The organism is Cupriavidus sp. CuC1, from assembly GCF_044627735.1.
Classification (GTDB): domain Bacteria; phylum Pseudomonadota; class Gammaproteobacteria; order Burkholderiales; family Burkholderiaceae; genus Cupriavidus; species Cupriavidus ulmosensis.
Genome location: NZ_JBIUHC010000176.1, coordinates 1 through 20,401, shown reverse-complemented (window position 1 = coordinate 20,401; position 20,401 = coordinate 1). Strand labels below are relative to the sequence as shown.

Annotated in this window: 21 protein-coding genes; 14 read left to right on the top strand and 7 right to left on the bottom strand. The window is 66.9% G+C overall.

Going from position 1 to position 20,401, the window contains the following annotated elements:
• Positions 1 to 215, top strand: a 215-nt coding sequence (locus ACGLHR_RS43470; RefSeq protein WP_400102065.1) for a hypothetical protein, incomplete at its 5' end; no start/stop codon positions are given.
• Positions 216 to 298: 83 nt separating this feature from the next.
• A complete protein-coding gene (locus ACGLHR_RS43465; RefSeq protein WP_400102064.1) occupies positions 299 to 694 on the top strand; it encodes a DUF488 domain-containing protein in 396 nt (131 codons plus the stop codon).
• Between the two features lie 403 nt (positions 695 to 1,097).
• Here ACGLHR_RS43465 and ACGLHR_RS43460 read toward each other — a convergent pair whose 3' ends face one another.
• Positions 1,098 to 1,814, bottom strand: coding sequence for a GntR family transcriptional regulator (locus tag ACGLHR_RS43460; protein WP_267604583.1), 717 nt, complete (start codon positions 1,812 to 1,814; stop codon positions 1,098 to 1,100).
• Positions 1,815 to 2,122: 308 nt separating this feature from the next.
• On the opposite strand from ACGLHR_RS43460, the gene ACGLHR_RS43455 reads away from it, so the two are divergent.
• From ACGLHR_RS43455 to ACGLHR_RS43445, 3 genes are all read left to right on the top strand, one after another.
• Positions 2,123 to 3,370 (top strand): nucleoside recognition domain-containing protein, encoded by a 1,248-nt coding sequence (locus ACGLHR_RS43455; protein ID WP_400102063.1) that lies wholly within the window; start codon positions 2,123 to 2,125, stop codon positions 3,368 to 3,370.
• Positions 3,371 to 3,883: 513 nt separating this feature from the next.
• A complete protein-coding gene (locus ACGLHR_RS43450; RefSeq protein ID WP_400102062.1) occupies positions 3,884 to 6,022 on the top strand; it encodes an FUSC family protein in 2,139 nt (712 codons plus the stop codon).
• Positions 6,023 to 6,114: 92 nt separating this feature from the next.
• Positions 6,115 to 6,393: a DUF1488 domain-containing protein gene (locus tag ACGLHR_RS43445; RefSeq protein WP_400102061.1), complete on the top strand. Its 279-nt coding sequence runs from the start codon at positions 6,115 to 6,117 to the stop codon at positions 6,391 to 6,393.
• A 164-nt stretch (positions 6,394 to 6,557) separates the two neighbouring features.
• Here ACGLHR_RS43445 and ACGLHR_RS43440 read toward each other — a convergent pair whose 3' ends face one another.
• Positions 6,558 to 7,409, bottom strand: coding sequence for a L,D-transpeptidase (locus tag ACGLHR_RS43440; protein ID WP_400102060.1), 852 nt, complete (start codon positions 7,407 to 7,409; stop codon positions 6,558 to 6,560).
• Positions 7,410 to 7,692: 283 nt separating this feature from the next.
• Here ACGLHR_RS43440 and ACGLHR_RS43435 point away from each other — a divergent pair, with 283 nt between their 5' ends.
• Entirely contained in the window at positions 7,693 to 8,487 is a 795-nt protein-coding gene (locus ACGLHR_RS43435; RefSeq protein ID WP_267604587.1) for a DUF1835 domain-containing protein, read from the top strand.
• Between the two features lie 22 nt (positions 8,488 to 8,509).
• Positions 8,510 to 9,148 carry a TetR/AcrR family transcriptional regulator gene (locus tag ACGLHR_RS43430; RefSeq protein ID WP_267604588.1) on the top strand — a complete coding sequence of 213 codons (639 nt, stop codon included), beginning with the start codon at positions 8,510 to 8,512 and terminating at the stop codon, positions 9,146 to 9,148.
• A gap of 49 nt (positions 9,149 to 9,197) precedes the next feature.
• On the opposite strand, the gene kefC is transcribed toward ACGLHR_RS43430, so the two are convergent.
• Together kefC and ACGLHR_RS43420 are read right to left on the bottom strand one after the other, a co-directional pair.
• The gene (gene kefC, locus ACGLHR_RS43425) at positions 9,198 to 11,012 is read right to left on the bottom strand and encodes a glutathione-regulated potassium-efflux system protein KefC (RefSeq protein ID WP_400102059.1); all 1,815 of its coding nucleotides are present in this window, start codon (positions 11,010 to 11,012) and stop codon (positions 9,198 to 9,200) included.
• Between the two features lie 10 nt (positions 11,013 to 11,022).
• Positions 11,023 to 11,604, bottom strand: coding sequence for an NAD(P)H-dependent oxidoreductase (locus tag ACGLHR_RS43420; RefSeq protein WP_400102058.1), 582 nt, complete (start codon positions 11,602 to 11,604; stop codon positions 11,023 to 11,025).
• A 417-nt stretch (positions 11,605 to 12,021) separates the two neighbouring features.
• On the opposite strand from ACGLHR_RS43420, the gene ACGLHR_RS43415 reads away from it, so the two are divergent.
• On the top strand, positions 12,022 to 12,720 hold the full coding sequence (locus ACGLHR_RS43415; RefSeq protein WP_318236154.1) for a GNAT family N-acetyltransferase: 699 nt from the start codon (positions 12,022 to 12,024) through the stop codon (positions 12,718 to 12,720).
• 77 nt (positions 12,721 to 12,797) lie between these two features.
• Here the strand turns inward: ACGLHR_RS43415 and ACGLHR_RS43410 are convergent, their stop codons facing one another.
• From ACGLHR_RS43410 to ACGLHR_RS43400, 3 genes are all read right to left on the bottom strand, one after another.
• Positions 12,798 to 13,289: an Lrp/AsnC family transcriptional regulator gene (locus tag ACGLHR_RS43410; RefSeq protein ID WP_043352404.1), complete on the bottom strand. Its 492-nt coding sequence runs from the start codon at positions 13,287 to 13,289 to the stop codon at positions 12,798 to 12,800.
• A gap of 422 nt (positions 13,290 to 13,711) precedes the next feature.
• Positions 13,712 to 14,293, bottom strand: a complete 582-nt coding sequence (locus tag ACGLHR_RS43405; protein ID WP_267604592.1) for an EF-hand domain-containing protein — start codon at positions 14,291 to 14,293, stop codon at positions 13,712 to 13,714.
• Between the two features lie 163 nt (positions 14,294 to 14,456).
• Positions 14,457 to 15,086 carry a hypothetical protein gene (locus ACGLHR_RS43400; protein WP_400102057.1) on the bottom strand — a complete coding sequence of 210 codons (630 nt, stop codon included), beginning with the start codon at positions 15,084 to 15,086 and terminating at the stop codon, positions 14,457 to 14,459.
• A 274-nt stretch (positions 15,087 to 15,360) separates the two neighbouring features.
• Here ACGLHR_RS43400 and gspG point away from each other — a divergent pair, with 274 nt between their 5' ends.
• The 6 genes from gspG to gspL all read left to right on the top strand — a co-directional run bounded on the left by gspG (position 15,361) and on the right by gspL (position 20,286).
• Entirely contained in the window at positions 15,361 to 15,828 is a 468-nt protein-coding gene (gene gspG, locus ACGLHR_RS43395) for a type II secretion system major pseudopilin GspG (protein WP_400102066.1), read from the top strand.
• Between the two features lie 36 nt (positions 15,829 to 15,864).
• A complete protein-coding gene (locus tag ACGLHR_RS43390; protein WP_400102056.1) occupies positions 15,865 to 16,359 on the top strand; it encodes a prepilin-type N-terminal cleavage/methylation domain-containing protein in 495 nt (164 codons plus the stop codon).
• A complete protein-coding gene (gene gspI, locus ACGLHR_RS43385) occupies positions 16,356 to 16,784 on the top strand; it encodes a type II secretion system minor pseudopilin GspI (RefSeq protein ID WP_400102055.1) in 429 nt (142 codons plus the stop codon). The genes ACGLHR_RS43390 and gspI overlap by 4 nt, the downstream gene beginning before the upstream one ends.
• Positions 16,762 to 17,487: a type II secretion system protein J gene (locus ACGLHR_RS43380; protein ID WP_400102054.1), complete on the top strand. Its 726-nt coding sequence runs from the start codon at positions 16,762 to 16,764 to the stop codon at positions 17,485 to 17,487. The genes gspI and ACGLHR_RS43380 overlap by 23 nt, the downstream gene beginning before the upstream one ends.
• Positions 17,484 to 18,515, top strand: coding sequence for a type II secretion system minor pseudopilin GspK (gspK, locus tag ACGLHR_RS43375; protein ID WP_400102053.1), 1,032 nt, complete (start codon positions 17,484 to 17,486; stop codon positions 18,513 to 18,515). Before ACGLHR_RS43380 ends, gspK begins: the two co-directional genes overlap by 4 nt.
• Before the next feature lie 355 nt (positions 18,516 to 18,870).
• Positions 18,871 to 20,286, top strand: coding sequence for a type II secretion system protein GspL (gene gspL, locus ACGLHR_RS43370; RefSeq protein ID WP_400102052.1), 1,416 nt, complete (start codon positions 18,871 to 18,873; stop codon positions 20,284 to 20,286).
• The last annotated feature ends 115 nt before the right edge of the window (positions 20,287 to 20,401 follow it).

Genomic DNA, 20,401 nt, shown 5'->3' with positions numbered 1-20,401 from the left:
CACCCCTGCCAACCCCGCAACCCTTGTCCCGTCTGCTTTGCAGCGGTCTTTTGTGTTGCGAGGGGGCGAATAATAAGACGCTCCCCCGGTCCTGGCAAGCCTTTTCTGAAATGATTCTAAAATCGACAGAAAAGCGCCCGAAGAGGCTCATTAACACCGACCAGCACGACCAATTCGCGGCGCTAGCCGGCAACCGCCTGGCTGCGGCAAACTAGGGTCGCCGGACGGACCTGGGCGGCTCGCGACGAAGTCCGCCGCCGCGCCCGCGGGTCACTCTATATATAAGGGAGGAACTTGCATGACCATTCGCATCGTGAAGCTGGGCTCGCCCCGCTTGCCTGACGAGGGAATCCGCATTGGCACCGTGCGCAGGCCGCCCCGGGGCGTGCCGAAATCCGAGTTCGCCAAGCGGGACTACTACGATGTGTGGTTTCCGAACCTGTCGCCCTCAGCCGAACTGGTCGCGCAGGCCTTGGACATACAGGCCGAAGGGGACGAAAAGGCGTGGCGGGCATTCGAGCGACACTTCCGTGCGGAGATGGCGCGCCCGGAAGCAAGCCGGACGTTGGATCTGCTGGCCGCGATGTCACAGCAAACGAATTTCTCGATTGGCTGTTATTGCGAGCACGAGGAAAGATGCCACCGCTCTATATTGCGCGCCCTGCTGGCGGCGCGCGGAGCCGCGCTGTCTTAGGGTGATGCTGGCAGACCGCCTTTTGGTCGCGCACGCACTGGCGGCGGAACAAGGAACGCAGGCTGGGCCAGCGGATAGGCAGGAGCGGAGTGCGATGGCGCACAGCATCGCGCTCGGCATAGTGGGCCAGCAGTTGCTCGCCAACCGACTGCCGGAAATAGGCGGGCGTCGGGTAGTCCATGGTCAATCCCTATTGTGGTTCATCAGGATTGACAGTATACCGAATTTTGGTGCAGCGCGTCATACCGGAGTGCGCAAGCGCCCTATTCCGGGGCATTGCGTAGCTTCATGAATGCCCCTGAGTGCCAATAGGATCAACGACAAACGGCGCTACTGCGGCGACGGAAGCCGACTTGAGCCAGCACACGATCGTTTTTGCATATCGAATACTATCTACCAGCGCTCAGGAACCCGGCGCACCGGCCTCGGCCAGATCTTCGGCCGCCTTGGCGGCGCTATAGACGTGCCGCGTCGCCAACAGCGCCGCCAGATCCGCATCGCCCGCGATGACTGCCTGCAGGATCTGCGCATGCTCCTCCCAGTTCTGCCGGGCCCGCGTGACATTGGCCGGCGCGAACAGCAGCCCCGTGCGCTCCCTGAGCGTACGCACCATGTCCTGCAGCACGCTATTGGCTGCGATATTGCCCAGCACCTCATGAAAGCGGGTGTTCAATTCGATGAAGCGCTCAGAGCGTCCGCTCGCAGCGGCCTCGGTGCCCTGGCGCAGCACTTCATTGAGTTCGGCGATCAGGGCAGGATCGCGGCGCTGGGCAGCCAGCTTGGCGTTGAGCCCTTCCAGCGTGGCCCGCACTTCGACCATTTCCTTGGCGATGTTCGGCGACAGCGTCGCCACCGAGGCGCCCCGCCGGGGCTCGATGCGTACCAGGCCTTCGGCGGCAAGCGCGCGCAGTGCTTCCCGCACGGGGATGCGCGACACGCCCAGTTCAGTGGAAAGCTTGTTTTCGACCAGGCGCTCGCCTTGGTTGTACTGCCCGCCGAGGATGCGCTCGCGCAACGTATCGGTCACCAGGGCGAACAATGGGGAGTGCTGGGCGCCAAGGCTGGCGCCGGCGGGATCCGAACCAGGAAGTGCGTGTTCGGTACCATGGGCGTCGGACATAGATTCTGGCTTGGGTCAGCGAGACACTGTCCTCGGGCAAGGCGCGCGGGCGAGCCATCGCGAACGGGTGTCTAAGGGATCAGGGACCGCGGCGCCGGCCCGGAAAGGCTGGGGGGCAATACGACCGCGGTGGCATTGTCCGCATTGTATACCGGCGCAATACGATTTTTTGCGCAACACACCTTGCCAGTGCCAAGGCCAGCGCCACAGCCCCGCGGCCCTGGCACAACGTGCCGCCCTTGGGCCGGGTACGCGGTCCGGCAGGCTATGATGCGTAGCCTCTACCAAACCCCGCCTGCGACTCGCCGATGGCTCTTAACCTGGTCTGGCTATCCTTCTTCCTGCTCGCCTTCGTCGTCGCCTGCATTCGTGTGGCGACAGGCGATACCGCGGTGTTTCCGGCAATGCTGGCGAGCCTGTTCGACAACGCACGCACCGCGTTCGAGATTTCGCTTGGCCTGGCGGGCGTCATGAGCTTGTGGCTGGGCATCATGCGCATTGGCGAGCGCGCCGGCGTAGTCGACTTATTCGCACGCGCGGTCAATCCACTATTGCGCCACTTCTTCCCCGGCGTTCCGCAGGGTCACCCGGCCCAGGGTGCGATGATGATGAATGTGTCGGCCAACCTGCTAGGGCTCGACAACGCGGCGACGCCGCTCGGCCTCAACGCCATGCGGGAGCTACAGTCGCTCAATCCCCGCGCTGACATAGCCAGCAACGCGCAGATCATGTTCATCGTGCTGAACACGGCTGGCTTGACGCTGATCCCGACCTCAGTGATCGCCATGCGTCAAGCGATCTCGGTCAAGCAGGGCCTGGTCGGATTCAATGCCGCGGATATCTTCCTTCCCACCCTGCTGGCCACCTGCGTGTCCTGCCTGGCCGGCTTGCTGGCAGTGGCCTGGGCGCAGCGGCTCAACCTGCTCAAGCCAGCCGTGCTGGCCGCCTTCGGGTTGCTGTCGGCGGCTGTCGGCGGACTCTTCCTTTGGCTGCGGCACGCGCCCCCGGAACAGGTGAGCACTGCCACCGCCCTGGCTGGCAGCGGCTTCATCCTGACGTTGATCGTGGTCTTCCTGATTTGCGGCGCCATGCGGGGCATCAATGTCTACGATGCCTTCGTCGACGGCGCCAAGGAAGGCTTTGGCGTCGCGGTGCAGATCATTCCCTATCTGGTGGCGATCCTGGTGGCGATCGGGCTGTTTCGGGTGACGGGCTGCATGGATGTCCTGATGCAGGGCCTGACCGCCGCTTTTGCCTGGCTGGGCCTGGACACCGCCTTCGTCCCCGCGCTGCCGGTCGGGTTGATGAAAATCCTGTCGGGCGCGGGCGCCCGCGGCCTGATGATCGACGTCATGAGCACCTATGGGGTGGACTCCTTCCAGGGCAAGCTCGCCGCGATCATCCAGGGCTCGACCGAAACCACCTTCTATGTGCTCGCCGTGTACTTCGGCAGCGTCAACATCCGCAACACGCGGCACGCGCTTGCCTGTGCCTTGTTCGCCGATCTTGTGGGCTTGTGCGCCGCAGTCGGCATCGCCTACCTGTTCTTCCGCTGAAACGGGCACGCCTTGCGGCGATAAAACCAACGAATCGTCGCTAAACGCTCGATGGAAACAGGACAAAAAGAGAGGAAATTCCAGTTTTCAATGTATTAAGCCGCTACTTTGTTGCTCACAAACAACATGTTTGTGAAGCCAGACACGCTTGGCCTAGATGCCGCTTGGTGCGACGCAACAAATCATATATAGTGGAGTCTGTCTCCTCCACCACCTCGGTGGATTCCAGCCCGCGCACGAAACTGCGCGGGTTTTTTTTGCCCGCGTTTTGCCAGTCACCACGGTTTGCCCTTGCTGCGGCGGCTTATGGCAAAGCCCGCAGCCGATCCTGCCCAGCGCACCAAGGAAGGTCAGCCGCTGCACCAGGAGGAGGCCAGTCCGCACCGCCCCGGTGTAAAAGGCGGATTTCCGCGCGAAATGTTGCGGCGCAACATTCAATCCCGTAGAGTCAGTCTGTCCCTTGCGCCTGGCAGGGCGGATCTCCGCCTTGCAGCGCCCACCCTTCTTGCCGACATGATTTCCGCGCTGCGCCTGCCCCGCCCCGATGCCTCGATGTTGCAAAGAGGCCTGGTCTACGCCTTCTCGTTCCTGGTCCTGGCCGGCACGGGATGGCTCACCGGGGAAGCCGGCTATCTGTGGGCGGCAACGGCTTCGATCTGGACCTGCCTGGCCGACCGCCGCGGCACCGCCGCCGAACGGCTGGCGGCACTTGGCTCCGTCGGCATTGGTGGCGCCGCCGCATGTGCCCTGGGCACGGCTGCGGCGGTGACGCCGTGGACGGCAGTGGCCGTGGTGCTAGTCGCCGGGCTGGCCGCCGGGCTGGCCGAGACCCGCGGCCCCGTGCCCGCGCTCTCGGCCAAGCTGCTCTATGTGGTGTTGATCGCCTCCTGCCTGCAACCAGCGGGGGATGGAGAGTTAGCCGTGCGCGTGCTTGCCCGCAGCCAGGAGTTCCTGCTTGGCGGGCTCTTCGCCTGCGTCGTCAGCGTGGCCCTGATTCGGTCTGCGCGCGACACGCGGCCGCGCGCGGAAATCCTGGCGGTGTTCGATGCCTTGCTGCGCTTTGCCTCGGATCTGGCGGCAGATGCGCCCGTGGGCGATGCGACGGTCATCAAGCGCGACATCCGCGAGCGTATCGAGGCCGCGCATCTGGCGATCAACATGCGGCGCAGCCTGCGGGACCCGCTAGGGCTGATGCACTATGCCTATGTGGTGAGCCTGGCCGATGCCATGTTCGCCCTGCTGATCGTTGCCGCCGAACTGCGCAGCCGCGCCGATGACGCGGGCCCCAAAGCTAGCGGCGCGTGCAGCGTCGAGCACCTGCCACTTCGCCATTTGCTGCGTTGCGTCACCGATGTTCGGGAGCAGGTCTGCGAGGGACTGGCGCATCACGCGCCAGACCTGCCTTCGCTCTGCGCGGCGCTGGCCGGCGAACTGCGCCGCCTGCATGCACCGCTGGCAAATGCGGGGGCGCCGCCGTTGTACCAGGCTGCGCTCAGCGCACTGGCCCGGTATCCGGCCTTCGGCGACTGGCGCCGCGAGTACCGTTGGCCGCGGCGCGCCTTGCGCCGGACATGGCAACGCTGGCGCGCCGTGGTTGCGGAGCACACTGCCCGCGACGCCCGCGTGGCCCGCCATGCGGTGCGCCTGGCGCTAGCCGGCAGCCTGAGCCTGATGCCGGCGCAGTTCTGGAAAGTCGATCACGGATACTGGGTGGCGGTCACCGTCATCATGGTGCTTAGCCCCCAGTTGCAAACCACGCGAAGGATCTCGTTCCTGCGCTTCGCGGGTTCCCTGGCTGGCGCGCTGCTGGCCTGCGCCATCGGCCTGGCTCACCCACCGGCACCGCTTGCGCTGGCGATCAGCGCGGCCTGCCTGGCGGCCGCCTATACGTGTCGGCTCGCCGGCAGCCCCGGTGCCTTCGCCATGTGCCTGACGCCAGCGGTGATCCTGTTCTCATGGGTCGGGGCACCGGCGGCGGACAGCAGCCACTTTGCCGCGCTGCGGGGCATCGACACGGCGCTAGGCTGCCTGATCGCCCTGGCCAGCTATTATGTGCTGGCGCCGCGGGCCGAGTTATCGAGGGTGTATCGCCATAGCCTCGACGCCCTGGCGTCAAACACGGCGTACCTGCGGGCAGCATTTGCCGGCGCCAGTGCATTCACGACCTCGCCCACCCGCTCGCCCGCGCCGACGCAAACACGGCTGGAAGCATTGCGCATGGCGGCCGGCCGTACCTCGAGCCGGGCGGATCAAACCTTGCAGCAAGGCGTGGCGGAGCTCGCTCCGGAGCTGGCCCGCGAGTACGCCCAGCTGCACCTGGCCTTGCGGCGCATGGCAGCGCTGGCTGGCTTGGTGCGCGCGGGGCTTGAGGCCGAAGCAGGCAAGAGCCAGGCGGAACCGGCCACGCAGGCAGTGCTGCAGGGCCTCGCCGCACTGCTGTCCGAGCTGGCAGCAAACCCCGGCGCAAGCGTGACGTCGCTCGCAAGCGCTTTCCTGCCCGATTCCGCCGCGCCGCTGGACCGGTTCCTGGTTGAACAAGCCGGCTTCGCCTCGGCCCAGATCAACGCCGCCCACGCAGCCATGGCCGCCGTGCACCGGCTGGCTGGCGGTCAACCCAAGCCCAACCGCCCGCATTTGCCGTATCCGGGTTGATGACGGTCAAGGCCCCGCACTCTGCGTCCATCGCGGATCGGAACCATCACCTAGAATGGTTCCATCCCTCAGTGACCGGTGTGAGGCACGCCATGCCCGAAATTTCCTTTCCCCGCAGCGTTCCCACCTACTGTGCGGCTAGCCTGACCCTCTCCTGCCCCGCGACTGTCAACGGGCAACCCACCCTGTATTCGATCACGGCCGAGGCGCTCGAGACCCATTTCGGTGCCCGCTCCCCACGCGAGGAAGACCTGGTGCGGGCGTTTACCAGCCACCGGAAGCGCATCGAACACATCGCCCAAGGCCTGTTCGAGCTCACCCAGGCGCGCGAAATCCTGTTACGCAGCGGGCACATCCGCTTCGCAGGCTGAAGCCTCAACCTTGCGCCGCCCGGCCTCGCACCAGCGGCACCGGCACCGGCACGCTGGCCTGCCGGATCACGGATCTTCTTATAAGCCGCATGCGTCATTGCCATTTTCTCCAGAAGAACAATGGATAGTGACGGAAGCGACATCGCATTCCGCCGAATTCGATACTACCCGCCACCGCGCGACGCGGACGTTCCGTGCGGGCCTCGCGCGCCTGAGTCCACGATCACGAGATAGCGTCCGGGCCGGGCTACCGGCGCGCGGCCCGGGGCCAGGACCCAGAGCGAGTCACCTCGCTGCGCAGCCGCCAGGTAGTCGGCGTCCAGCAGCCCATAGTGGTCAAGGAGGCGATTCAGGGTGGCGGGGATCCGCACGCATCCCTTGGAGGCCGGGTGGCCCAGCCGAGATTCGAGCCGGTCCGGATCGGTGGCATGCATCTGCAAGCGCATCTGGCTCTCCCCACCCTTGCCCCAGCCGCGTTGGGCATCGACCCAGCCGAAGTCATAGATGCGCATCCCGCTAACGCCGTAGCCGCGGATGCCGTTCTCGTTGTAGGTACCCTCGGCGCGGAAATCCATGTTGTCCACGCTGTGGCTGAATACGCCGATCGGGGTAATGAAATGATCGAAAGTGCCTGGCTTGCCTGTCGAGACGGGCGCGGCGCCCACCCACTGCCAGGGTGCATCGTCGGCAGGCCGCGCAAACAGCATGGCGGCCTGGACCCGCGGGTTGCGGTCGACCAGCACAGCCCAGTCGCCTGCGTCGGCCTCCCGCCCGTCCGCCTGTAGCGCGGACGCCAGCAAGCCGGCATACCGCATGGCCACAGGCGCCGGGAGGTTGAGGTGGCGCTGCACTTGTTGCAAGAACGCTTGCCGGACCATGCTGAGTTCATTGGCGACGGCGAGTGGTGACTGGATCGCCACCAGCGCGACTAGCGCGAATGGCGCCAGACGTCTGACGCGTGCGAGCCAGCGCCGAAAACCCTTGACGCGGGCCCGCTCTAGGCGAGCGCACGGCATGATTGCCTCCTTTGAACAGGCGTTGCGGCGATACGCCATGGTGGACGGTTACGCGGCGCGGCGCCTTGTGCAGGATCAAGTCCGACGCACGGCAGCGCTCCGGCGCCATCGTCCCAAGATGGCGGACGGTCTACCTATATAGACCGCAAAGGCACCGACTATTTCCGTTGGGTACGCCAGACGCCGCTTCCCGGGGACGAAGGATCGCCAGCGCACCGAGCGTTGCGGCTCAGCCGCCGCGTTTCGTGCCTTAGTCACGTCGCATCCATATACAATCACGGCCATGCAATACATCCATGTCGTCAACGGCGACGTAGCGGGCAACACGCTACGGCAAGCCCTCGCCCAGGCCGCCAGGCCCGACCCGGTCGTCGTGCTTCGCGACGACCTCGCCGTCGGGCCGCTGGCTGACGTCGACAGCAGTGGGCTCATCCGCTCCGGTTTCTGGCAGCGCGTAGCGCCCCACAGCGACATCGACTTCGCCGCCGAAATGCACCAGGCGCTCGACCAGCTGCAAGGCCTGCGCAAGGACGAGCTGGAAGTCGCCATCTGGCATGGCCAGAGCGCTTCCGACCAGCTGATGCTGCGCCGGGTGGTGTTCCACCTCTACCAGTCGCCCCAGCGCATCAATGAAGTGGCCATGGACCTGCGCGAGCTGGAAGCGCCCGCGCGCGGCAACCTGGCCGCCATCGGCATGTATCCCGCGGCCCGCCTGGCGCGGCGCTTCTCCACCATCGCCCCGGTCTCGGTGCTGCGCCTGGGCCGCCTGGGCTATGAGTGGCAGCAGAACGTCAAGGAAAACGCCGACGTCCGCCTGTGGAAGGGCAATACGCTGGTGCCCGCGGCTTACCACACGGTCGATGAAGTGATCCTGGAGCGCGCCCCGCTGGAATGGGCGCCGGCCGCGCAAGTGGTCGGCGGCGTAATGGGCGCCATCGAAGGCCTGCTGGCCAGCGACTGGTTTGTGTTCTGGCGCTGCCGCGAGCTGATTGGCGCCGGCCAGCTGGTGCTGCGCGGCAATGCCGAATCCCTGCAGACCTGCGAGCTGCGCCGCAACCTGTCCGCCGGCGGCGAGTAAAAAGAAAAAGGCGAAGGTCTCCATGGCCCGTACCAAGGCACCCGATTTCGAGGCGCAGCGCGAGCAGATCCTGGACCTGGCTGCCGCCGCCTTTGCCGCCAGCAGCTACCCCAGCACCTCGATGGCCGACCTGGCCGCTGCCTGCGGCACCTCCAAGGCCCGGCTGTACCACTATTACGAGAGCAAGGAAGCGATCCTGTTCGACCTGCTCGACCGCTACACGCGCCGGCTGATGCTAATCGTGACCGAGGTCGAGGCGGAGGCGGAACGCCAGGGACGCAGCGAGCTGGACAGCTTCTCCAACCTGATCCGGGCCTTCCTGGCCGAGTACGAGACCTCGCAGACCCGGCACGTAGCCCTGATCAACGACGTCAAGTTCCTCGCCGAGGAACAGCGCGACCAGATCCTCAAGCGCGAGCGCGACGTGGTGGCCGCCTTCTCCCGCCAGTTGCGCCGGGCCTATCCCGAGCGCGTCACCCGCGACAACCAGGCCGCGCTGACGATGACGGTGTTCGGCATGATCAACTGGACCTTCACCTGGCTCAAGCCGGGCGGCAAGCTGTCGTATGCGGAGTTTGCCGAGATGGTGATCGACCTGTTGGCAGGCGGGTTGCCGGGTGCCCGCGCAGAACCCGCGGTGCGGCTGCGCGGCGCCGAATAAAGCATATTCATTGCCCATGCCGGCGCTCTTGCAGCGCCGGCGCGGTACCTCAGGACCAGTCCTCCTCTTCCCGCTGGCGGCGCTGATCGCGGTCCTGGCGGAACATTTCCTCCAGTTCGTCGCGCGCCTGGCGCGCCAGCGAGACCAGCTTCTTCTGGTCCGTGTAATGCGGGTAGAAGCGCTCGATCGCCGCGATGTTGTGCCGGCGAAAGCGCAGCGCGACCGAACGCGCCTGCACGGGATCGTAGCCCAGCCCTTCGAGCACGCGACGGCCCAGCAATAGCGAGCCCTCGAACACTTCGCGCTCGAACAGGTGCACGCCGCGGTCCTTGAGCTGGTAGACGTGCGACACGTGGCGTGCCCGCGCGTAGATCTGCAAGTGCGGGAAGCGCGCTCGCACGCTGTCGATCAGCGCGAGGCTGTCCTCCATGCCATCGATCGCCACCACCAGGATGCGGGCCCGCTCCGCGCCGGCGGATTCGAGCAGGTCCATGCGGGTTGCGTCCCCGTAGAACACCTTGAAATCGTACTGGCGCAGGAACTCGATCTGGTCGGGATCGTGGTCCAGCACGGTCACGCCGATCCCTTGCGCATAGAGCAGGCGGCCGATGATCTGGCCAAAGCGGCCAAAGCCGGCGATCAGCACGGGGTTGTCCTGCGGCGCGATCACGTCGTCCGGGCGCCGCGCCAGGCGGGCCAGCCGGGGCGCCACCAGCCGGTCGAAGACCAGCAGGAGCAGCGGCGTGGCCACCATCGACAGCGCCACCACCAGCACCAGCAGCGCCTCGGTGCGCGCCGGCAGCAAGCCGGCGCCGCCCGCCACGCCAAACACCACGAAGGCAAACTCGCCGCCCTGTGAAATCAGCAGCGCAAACAGCAGCCATTGGCCGCGCGCGATGCCAAAGCGCGGCGCCAGCAGGGCCAGCACCACGGTCTTGAACAGCACGAAGCCAACCACCAGGGCCGCCACCTGCACCGGCGCCTGCATCAGCACGCCGAAGTCGATCGACATGCCTACCGCCATGAAGAACAAGCCCAGCAGCAGGCCCTTGAAGGGCTCAAGGTCGGCCTCCAGCGCGTGACGGTACTCCGAGTCCGCCAGCAGCACGCCGGCCAGGAAGGTACCCAGCGCCATCGACAATCCCACCGCGTCCATCATCAGCGCGATGCCCACCACGAGCAGCAGCGCGAAGGCGGTGAACATCTCGCGCATGTCAGTGCGCGCGATAAAGCGCAGCGCGGGGCGGACCAGATAGCGCCCGCCTACCACCACGGCGCCGATCACCCCGACCGCCTTTGCCGCCCCGAGCCAGCCCGCCGCGCCGGTGGCGTCGGCGTCGGCGCCGCCGGCAGCCAGCAGCGGCAACAGCGCGATCATCGGGATCGCGGCGATGTCCTGGAACAGCAGGATGCCGAAGCTGGCGGCGCCCGCCGGCGTGCCGAAGAGATTGCGCTCGGTCAGCGTGGCCAGCGCGATCGCGGTGGACGACAGCGCCAGGCCCAGGCCCGCCACCAGCGCTACCTGCCACGATGCCCCGACCAGCGCAGCGACGCCGCCGAGCAGGATCGCGCAGGCCGCCATCTGGGCGCCGCCATAGCCAAAGATGACACGGCGCAGTTCCCACAGCTTCCTGGGCTCCAGCTCCAGGCCGATCACGAACATCATCAGCACCACGCCGAACTCGGAGAAATGCAGGATGGATTCGACGTTGGTCACCAGCCGCAGGGCCCACGGGCCGATCGCCACGCCGGCCAGCAGGTAGCCGAGCACCGCGCCCAGGCCAAAGCGGCGCGCCACCGGCACCGCCACCACCGCGGCAACCAGGAAGACCACCAGGGCCACCAGGAAATCGTGTTGTTCCATGGCGTGCTCCTCAGCTTGCGGCGGCGTTGGAGACAACGCCACGGGCAACGTCGGCAATGCCGCCCAGCACGCCGGTGACCCGGCCGATATGGTCGGCCAGCGCTTGGGCGTCAGCCTGGTTGGCATCATGCAGCACCAGCGGCGACAACCAGCTCATGCCGCACAGCACGGCGGTCTGCTCCAGCGGCAGCATGTATTCCTCGATGCTGTGGCCATGCGTGCCGTCGGGGCCGTAGGAGTCGGCGTGCCCACCGGTGCTGGCCACCACCAGCATGGACTTGCCACGCAGCGCGGTGCCGCCGGGGCCGTAAGCCCAGCCGCTCTCCAGCACATCGTCCACCCACAGCTTGAGCAGCGCCGGCATGCTGTACCACTGCACCGGGAACTGCAGCACCAGCGTGCCGGCCCGCGCGAGCGCGCGCTGCTCAGCGACCACGTCGATGTCGTAGTCGGTATAGCTGGAGTAGAGATCGTGCACGGTCACGCCGGGCAGGCTTTCCAGTGCCGCCGCCAGCGGACGATTGACACGCGACAGGTGCGGCCTGGGATGGGCATAGATAACGAGAATCGGGGGCTCGGCCTTGGGGTCCACGAAAAATCCTGAAAAAACGGCTTGCGCAACAGTGGCCACGAGGCCGGAAAGGGGTGTTTAAATCACTGGATGGCGTGGATTACCTGGGCTGCCTCATGCCAAGGCAGGGCCAATCCAGTGACCTGCCCCGGGGAAAGCGGATATGCGGCGTTGCAGCAAACCCACACCGACGAACGGAAAACGCCCGTACCAAACAACACAACCCATTGATTTAAATAGACTTATTTGGAATTTACAAAATCGAACAAGGTTGGCGGGGCCCTCACCTTACGTGAGACTGACAAATCCACTACAATACTTTTCGCGTTGCAGCAAGATAGTGTTTGCCCTTGTATCCCGATCAAATTGTCGAAAGTGCATGGACGAACACCCGCTGAGTGCTATTTTTATACCTGATTACGTCGCAAGGAAAACAAAGTGAATCCGCTCGAACTGAGCAAGGCCGTCGGGGCCGTATCCGACGAAGATCTCCGCCGTGCAGCCGCAGCCGCGCAAGCCTCGCAGCGCCCCACCACCCTGGTGCGCGAGCTGGCTGCGCATCATCGCTCGCGCCTGCTGAAGCATTTCCTCGCCCTGGGCGAGGAGGATCGCCTGCTCCGTTTTGGCCAGTCGGTTGGCGACCATGTGATCGAAGCCTACGTCGATAGCATCGATTTCGACCACGACACCGTGTTCGGCGTGTATGACGAGCACCTGGAACTGATCGGCGTGGGCCACTTTGCCAACCTGCGCGACAACACGCAGGGCCGCGTTGCCGAGTTCGGTGTCTCCGTGTCGCAGAGCGCGCGTGGCCGCGGCATTGGCAGCTCGCTGTTCGAGCGTGCGGCCATGCACGGCCGCAACAGCAATGTGCGCACCCTGTACATGCACTGCCTGTCGCGCAACGCCGCCATGATGCACATTGCCAAGAAGGCCGGCATGAAGGTGCAGTATGCGTACGGCGAGGCCGATGCCTACCTTGAGCTGCCGCCTGCCGATACCGTCAGCCGCCTGACCGAGGCGCTCGACGAGCAGGTTGCCGATCTCGACTACATGGTGCGCCGCAATCTTCGCGATGCGCGCCGTTTCGGCCTGCGCTTCTGGCGCTCGATGGTGCCGCAAAAGCGCATCGTCTAAGCGAAGCCTGCCGGCATCGTACCCATGGCGCGCCCGCCCGGCGCGCCATTTTCTTTGGTGCGGTTGCCGCGCAACCCTCAGCCCCCTGGCACCGGCAAGGCCGTGGTGTCCTTGATGCATTCGAGCGCGAAGCTCGAGCGCACGTCGATGACCGCGGGATGGGCCAGCAAGTGGTCTTTCATGAAGCGCGCGAAATGCTCCATGTCTTCCACGTAGACCTTGAGCAGCAGGTCCATCTCACCGGTCATGGCGTGGCAGGCGGCCACTTCCGGCCAGATCTCGATGGCAGCACGGAACAAGTCCAGCGGCGCCTTGCCTTTGGGCGCGCCGCCGTGCTTCTCGAGCCGTACGTTGATATAGGCGAGCAGCCCCAGCCCGATCCGGCCGGGCTCCAGCAGCGCCGCGTACTGGCGAATCACGCCAACCTCCTCCAGCCGGCGGATGCGCCGCAGGCACGGGCTGGGCGACAGGTTCACGCGCTCGGCCACTTCCAGGTTGGTCAACCTCCCGTTGGTCTGCAGCACCTCCAGGATCTTCCTGTCGATCTTGTCCAGCTCCACCTTGCTCACGATATTGTTGCTCCGCAATATGTTTGTCGGCAATTTTTTTGCGCAAATTTAGCAAACCGTGCACAAGTACGCAATTTTTTGTGGCGACCCGTATCCTGCAACGACTTTTCGCCCAGCGCAATCGCCTTACGGGTGCAAGATGTCGCCACGGCGTACGGCAGTGCACAGGAACAGGGCGTAACAGGGCGTCCGAGACTTCCATGGCAGGAGCGACCCGCTCGCCCCGGACATTCAGGCCCTCAGGGGCGTGGTCTATCCGCGGATCCGGCGGGTCGAGCGTTCGGAAGGCAAGGATGGTGCCAACACCGGCCAGTGCGGCCAGCCACGGAGCAAAAAAAAAGCGCGGCCGGCAACGGTCGCGCTTTTTTCAATCTGCCCACGGCGCGGCGCGCCGTGGATCCTGCCTCAATCAGTCACCGCGATCAGCCACCGCCGCTCGACGGTGCAGCCGGGTTAGGCTGGTTATTGCGGGGCATCCGCTGCATCCGCTGCTCGTGCATCTTCTGCATGCCGGCGCGGATCTCGTCCAGCGTCAGCTTGCCGTCGTGGTTGGTGTCGAGCTGGTCGAAGTGCTTGGCCAGGTGAGGCATCCCGGCTTGCACCTCTGCCTTGGTGAGCGCGCCGTCGCCGTTCTTGTCGGCCGCCTTGAAGCGGGCTTCGAGTTCGGCCTGCATCTCGGCGCGGCGCTGCTCCATCATTGTCTTGCGATAGGCAGCGAGTTCGTTCTTGTCGAGCTTGCCGTCATGATTGGTGTCGATCTTGTTGAACAGCGCGTCGGCCTCCGCTTTGGAGATCGTGCCATCGCCGTCGGTATCGATCGATTTGAACCACATGCCGCCGCCATGCTCCATATGGTGGCGCATGCCCGCCTGAGGCCCGGGGGCCGGCGCGGCAGGGGCTGCGGGCGCGGCGGTCTGGGCGAAGGCTGCGCCGCCCATCGCCAGGAACACCGCCGAAGCGGCCATGAAATTCCGGATCGAACGTGCCTTGAGATTGCCTTGCATGTCTTTGCTCCTTTTTCGTCTCGGTGGACTGGTAAGAATTAGAACGCACGCCAGGCTGGAAAGTTGGTCCACCTAATACGTTGTTACGCGGCTCACAGTTAGGCGCCGCCGGCGTAAGCCGCTGAAAGTAACGGTAAATAAGATGGCGCAGCGCAGTTACAAGTCAGTCTTTGGCAGAGATAGGCTCGTTGCCGCCAGGCTGCCCCGGCAATGGCTGGGACTGCTGTTGCGGCAAGGACTGCTGCGGCGGTGCGGGGATGGGCGTGGCGGGCACCGGCATCGGCGTGGATAGCGGCGCCGCCGCGCCTGCCGGCAAAGCCGGCTGCGCGGCCGCCGCAGGGCCGCGCGTGACGATCGCCGGGACAGGTAGCGCAATTTCCTGGCGCACGCCGTTGCGCTCGATCACGATCCCGCGGTCGCGGACTTCCGTCAGCCGGATCTGCGACGACAGCGCGGTGCCCGCGCGCACGGCCTTGGGCGGGCCGCCATCCAGCGAGACAATGGCCGCACCGGCACCGCTGCCGATATCCGCTACCACCCCGATCAACTGCACGTCGCGCACGCCGGACTGCGCGTTGCCGCCGAACAGCGTGCCGGCCGCGCCGGTCTCCACCGCCTCGGTCTGCGCCACGCGGGCCGCGTGTGGCACGGCAATGGTCCGCATCGCGCTGAAGGTCAGCACCCAGCGGGTAGCCAGGGCGCACAGCGCGACGAACAGCACGAGCCCGGCCAGTCGCGGCAGCCAGAGGCTGGAGGGGTTGAAGCGAAAAGCGGGCCGCAAGGAGAGTTGCACGGAAGTGGGCTGGTGGGCGTCAAAGCACCAAGCCTACCAGAGCCGCATGACAGCTGTCTGCCTCCGCCGGGCCCGCGACGCGTCGGCACGCCGAGGCGCAACGGTGCGTTCCGCGCCTTCCCCGGCGTTTCGCCGTGGGTGAACATGCAAGCACTCGCTCACAAAGCCGTCATGAAGTGGCGGTTATACTGTTTGACCAACTGGAACGCCGCCACGCGGATGCAACGCGGATGAAAGCAGGCGCTCCGCCAGATATTCCATAAGGCTAACCATGATGCGCAGGAACGTTGCCACCCTCCCCGACTCCACCTCCCGCTTGGGCCGCCGCCGCGCGCGCGGCTTTACCCTGATCGAAATCATGGTCGTGATCGTGATCCTCGGCGTGCTGGCCGCGCTGGTGGTCCCCAAGATCATGAGCCGCCCCGACGAAGCGCGTATCGTCGCCGCGCGCCAGGACATCTCCTCGATCATGCAGGCGCTCAAGCTGTACCGCCTGGACAACAGCCGCTACCCCACCACCGAGCAAGGCCTGGCCGCGCTGGTGGCCAAGCCCACCACCGAGCCGGTGCCCAACAACTGGAAGGGCGGCGGCTACCTGGAAAAGCTGCCCAAGGATCCCTGGGGCCATCCGTACCAGTACCTGAACCCGGGCGTGCGCGGCGAGATCGACGTGTTCAGCTTCGGAGCTGACGGCCAGGCTGGTGGCAGCGGCAACGACGCCGATATCGGCAACTGGGAATAAGGAACCACCGCCATGATCCGGGCCGGTCGCGCAGCCATGAGCACCTGGCCACAGGAACGGCGAATCCGCGGCCATCGCGGCCGTGGATTCACCTTGCTCGAACTGCTGGTGGTAATGGTGATCGCCGGCATCGTGATCTCGCTGGTAGCCGTCAATGCCGCGCCCAATGAGCGCGGCCGCGTGCTCGACGACGGCCAGCGCATTGCGCGGCTGTTCGAGCTCGCGCAGGAAGAAGCCCAGCTGCGCGCCCGGCCGATCGCCTGGGAGGCCGATACGGTCGGCTGGCGTTTCCTGCAAGCCACGCCGGCCGGCTGGGCCCCGCTCGCCGGGGATGTGTTCGCGCCGACCAAATGGCGCCTGCAGCTCGACGGCGTGGCCGTCGCCGAAGGCGGGCGCGGCAACGGCGGCGCGCGCCTGGAGTTCGGGCGCGAGCTGATCGAAGGCCCCCAGCATGTGGTGCTGGTGCGCGGCGGCATCCGCGTCGACGTGGCCAGCGACGGCGCCGGCCGCTACTTCGCCAGCACGCCATGAAGCGCCTCCCCAGATTTTCCCCGTCTGCCCGCAACCCCCGGCGCTCGCCGGCGCGCGGTTTCACCCTGATCGAAGTGCTGGTCGCCCTGACCATCCTGGCCGTGGCGCTGACCGCCGCCATGCGCGCGATGGGATCGATGATCGAGGCTGGCTCCGCCTTGCAGACCCGCATGCTGGCCGAGTGGAGCGCCGAGAACCACCTCGCCACCTTGCGCCTGTCCAAGACCTGGCCCGAGCCCGGCACGCGCGGCTACGCCTGCCCGCAGGGCGGCGTGGAGCTGTACTGCGAGGAAACCATCTCGGGTACGCCCAACCCCTCTTTCCGCCGCGTCGAGATCGCGGTCTACCCGTCCGGCGCCGACAAATCCGTGCGCCTGGCCTGGCTAGTCACCATCGTTCCCAATGAAACGCGCAACCTGCTTTAAGTGCCTTGGGCGGCCACGCCCGGCCGTGGCCATGCGCGGCTTCACGCTGCTGGAAATGCTGGTGGCCATCACCTTGCTGGCGGTGATCGCCGTGATCGCCTGGCGCGGCCTGGACGCGATGACGCGCGGCCGCGAGCGCCTGACCGACCACGACAACCGCCTCAATACGCTCAAGCTGCTATACGGCCAGTTCCAGTCCGACTGCGAGCACCTGACCAGCCCGACCCTGCTGCAGGGCAGCCCGGTCGAGCTCGGCAATGGCCAGTTGCTGATGGTGCGCGACCGCCGCGACGAGGGCCGCCCCAGCCAGTGGCAGGTCGTCGTCTATCGCCTCAACGGCAACACCGTGGTGCGTGCGGCCAGCCCGCCGGCAGACAACCGCAGCGCGGTGCAAGCCGCGATGATCACGCTGCGCCAGGCGGGCGGCGGCGGCAACCTGGCTCGGCCGCTGGTGGGCGACGCCGACAGCCTGTCGGCGCGCGTCTGGGTGGAGCCCGGTGGCTGGCAGGCCGAGAACGGCCGCATCGCCGCCGCGCTGCTCAGCGGCAATGCCAGCGCCAGCGCGGTGGCCGCCTCCGGCGTGAGCGCCAGCCTGGGCGTGGCCACCACGGCGGTGCGCGCGATCGAGCTCAACCTCACGGCGCGCATGGGCGATGGCGACACGCCGCGGCGCTTCCAGAAGATCTGCATGACCGGCCTATGAGCAAACGCCCCGCTCCCCTTGTGCTGGCGGGCCGCCGCCAGCGCGGCGCCGCCGTGGTCACGGCCCTGCTGGTGGTCACGCTGGCGGTCGTGGTGGTATCCGGCATGCTGTGGCGCCAGCAGGTGCAGATCCGCTCCATCGAGAACCAGCGCCTGCTGGCCCAGGCCAGCTGGATCGAGCGCGCGGCCGTCGACTGGGCCCGCCTGATCCTGCGCGACGACCAGCGCCGCACCAGCGTGGACCAGCTGGGTGAGCCCTGGGCGGTGCCGATCGCGGAAACCCGCCTGTCGGACTTCCTCGGCGCCGGCCTGCGCACCGACCAGGAAGGCGAGACTTCCTTCCTCTCGGGCCGCATCCTCGACGCCCAGGCCCGCTTCAACCTCTCCAACCTCGTACTGTGGACGGCCAGCGAAACGCTAGGCCGGGTCGCCACCATCGACGCCCCCAGCCTGGCGATCTATCGCCGCCTGCTGCAGACGCTGGGCCTGAACGCCTCGCTGGCCGAGCCGACCGCGCGCTACCTGGTAAGCGCCGCCGGTGCCAGCAATGGCGCCAGCAGCGACAGCCAGCGCGGGCTGCGCGCGCCCGACGACGTCAACGACCTGCTCGCCATTCCGGGCTACACGCCGGAGATCGTGGCCACGCTGGCACCCTTTGTCGACGTGCTGCCCGAGCGCACGCTGGTCAACGCCAATACCGCCGAGGCCGAAGTGCTGGCCGCCGTGATCGACAAGCTGCCGCTGGACCGCGCCCGCGAAGTGGTGCGCCAGCGCGACCGCGCCTACTTCAACAACATTGGCGACCTGCAGACGCAATTGCGCACGCTGGCGCCGCAGGCCGACCCCAACACCGCCACCAGCACGCTCGACGTACGCACCCACTATTTCCTGATCTACGGGCTGATCCGCCACGAGCGCGCCAGCCGCATGCAGGTCTCGCTGGTCTACCGCGGCGAAGTGCTGGGCAACGCCAATACCACCCGGGTGGTCTGGGTGCGCGATATCGACCGGATGCCGGAACAGCGCTGATCGTGCAACCCCTCGCCCGTCTGGCCGTCATGGCTGGCGGATTTTGGGATCATGCTGTCGGATCGCGCGGGGCGAAATGGGTTAGCGTGAGGTGGCCGCAAACGGCCAGCGCGCGCTTCCCGGGCGTTTGACCAGCAGCATCAGACAGATACGTATTGACGCCAATTCGTCACACAGGCAAGGTATGCTCCGGCCCGGCGGAAGCGGTAGTCCATGGACCCTGGCGCCCGCCCGTCCTGTGCCGCCAGCAGTACCGCAGCCGGCGTCAACCATGCAGCGGCGCAGTCCGCTGCATGGGTCACATGCCCCCGCTATCGTTCATTGACGCCGTTGTTGGCGCTGTAGCAAGGAAATCTTGAGCACCACCCTGTACGTCCGCCTGCCGCATCGGCCGCACGACCAGCCGCAACCCTGGCACTTCGGCGCCCTGCCGTTTGCCCTGGTCCGCACGGCCGTCGCTGACCGTAGTCGCCGGCAAGGCCCCCAGGCGGCCGGGCAGCTGTTGCGCGAAGGCCACGCCTCCATCTCCGAACTGCCTCCCGCCGAGCGCCTGGTCCTGATCATGGCGGCCAGCGATGTGCTGCTGACGGGAGCCACGGTGCCGCCACTTGCGCCGGCGCGGCTCAAGCTGGCGCTGCCGAACCTGGTCGAGGAGGTGCTCGCCACCGATGCCCAGCCTTGCCATATCGCCGTGGGCCCGGCCCTCGACGCACTGCCGGGCAAGGCGGCCAGCGGCTCGCGCCGGCGCTTGCTGATGGTGACGGACCGCGCCTGGCTGCGTGCCGTGCTGGACGCCTTTGCCGAGCATCGCCACCGCCGGCGCCACGTCTTGCCAGCGCAGTTGTGCCTGCCCCTGCCGCCCGTGGCGCAGCCCGCCGAGGCCGGCGCCGATGCCAGCGCCGATCGCGCCGGCAGCCCCCCCGCTACCGCCACGCCCATGGCCGCGCTGGCGCTCGAAGCCGCCTCGCTGACCAGCGCATCGCCCCTGTTTGAAACGGAGGGCGTACCTGCGCCAGCCGAGCTTTCGCGCTACTGGCAACTGACCGTGCGCAGCAGTGAGTACGCCGGCTACGGCCTGCTGCTCGGCTCCGAGGCGCTCGCCGCCTGGCGAGGGCTCGCCCCCGCCGGTGACTGGTACGCCTCACCGGATGCCCTCGCGCAGGTGGCGCCGTCCGGCGCGCACCCGCTCGACTGGCGGGCATGGATCGAAGGGGCGCAGGCCAGCCTGCGCGAGCCCGCGCTCGACCTGGCCCAGTTCGAATTCGCCCAGGGCCGTGCCGACCGTTGGAACCTCAAGGCCTGGCGCCTGCCGCTGGCGCTGGCCGCCGGCCTGGCGGTGGTCCAGCTGATCGGCATGAACGTCCATTGGCTGCTGCTGCGCCAGGAAGCGCAGCGCCTCGCGGCCGCTCAGGAACAGACGTTGCGCAGCGCCTTTCCGCAAATCCCGGTGGTGATCGATCCGCCGCTGCAGATGCGCCGCCAGGTCGAGCAGCTGCGCCTGGCGAGCGGCCGCAGCACGCCTGACGATTTCCTGCCGCTGGCCGACCGCTTCGGCCAGGCCGCGCGCCAGCTCGCGCCGGACGCGCTGCTGGCGCTCGAGTACCACGGGCACACCTTGTTCGCCACGCTCAAACCTGGCACCGACACCAACGCGCTACGCAACGCGGCGCGCCAGTCCGGGCTGGCCATGGAAGCCGACAACAGCCCGCCCGACGCCTCGCGCGCCAACGCACCGGCCGGCACGCGCTGGTCGATCAAGCCCAGCCTGTGAGCGCGGACCGCCAAGTGAACCCGATGAGAGACACCGCATCCAAGCCCGTCCCCCGCGCCACCCAGCGCAGCCCGGCTGGCCGCGCGCGCGTCGCGGACCGGCTGGCGCGCCTGCG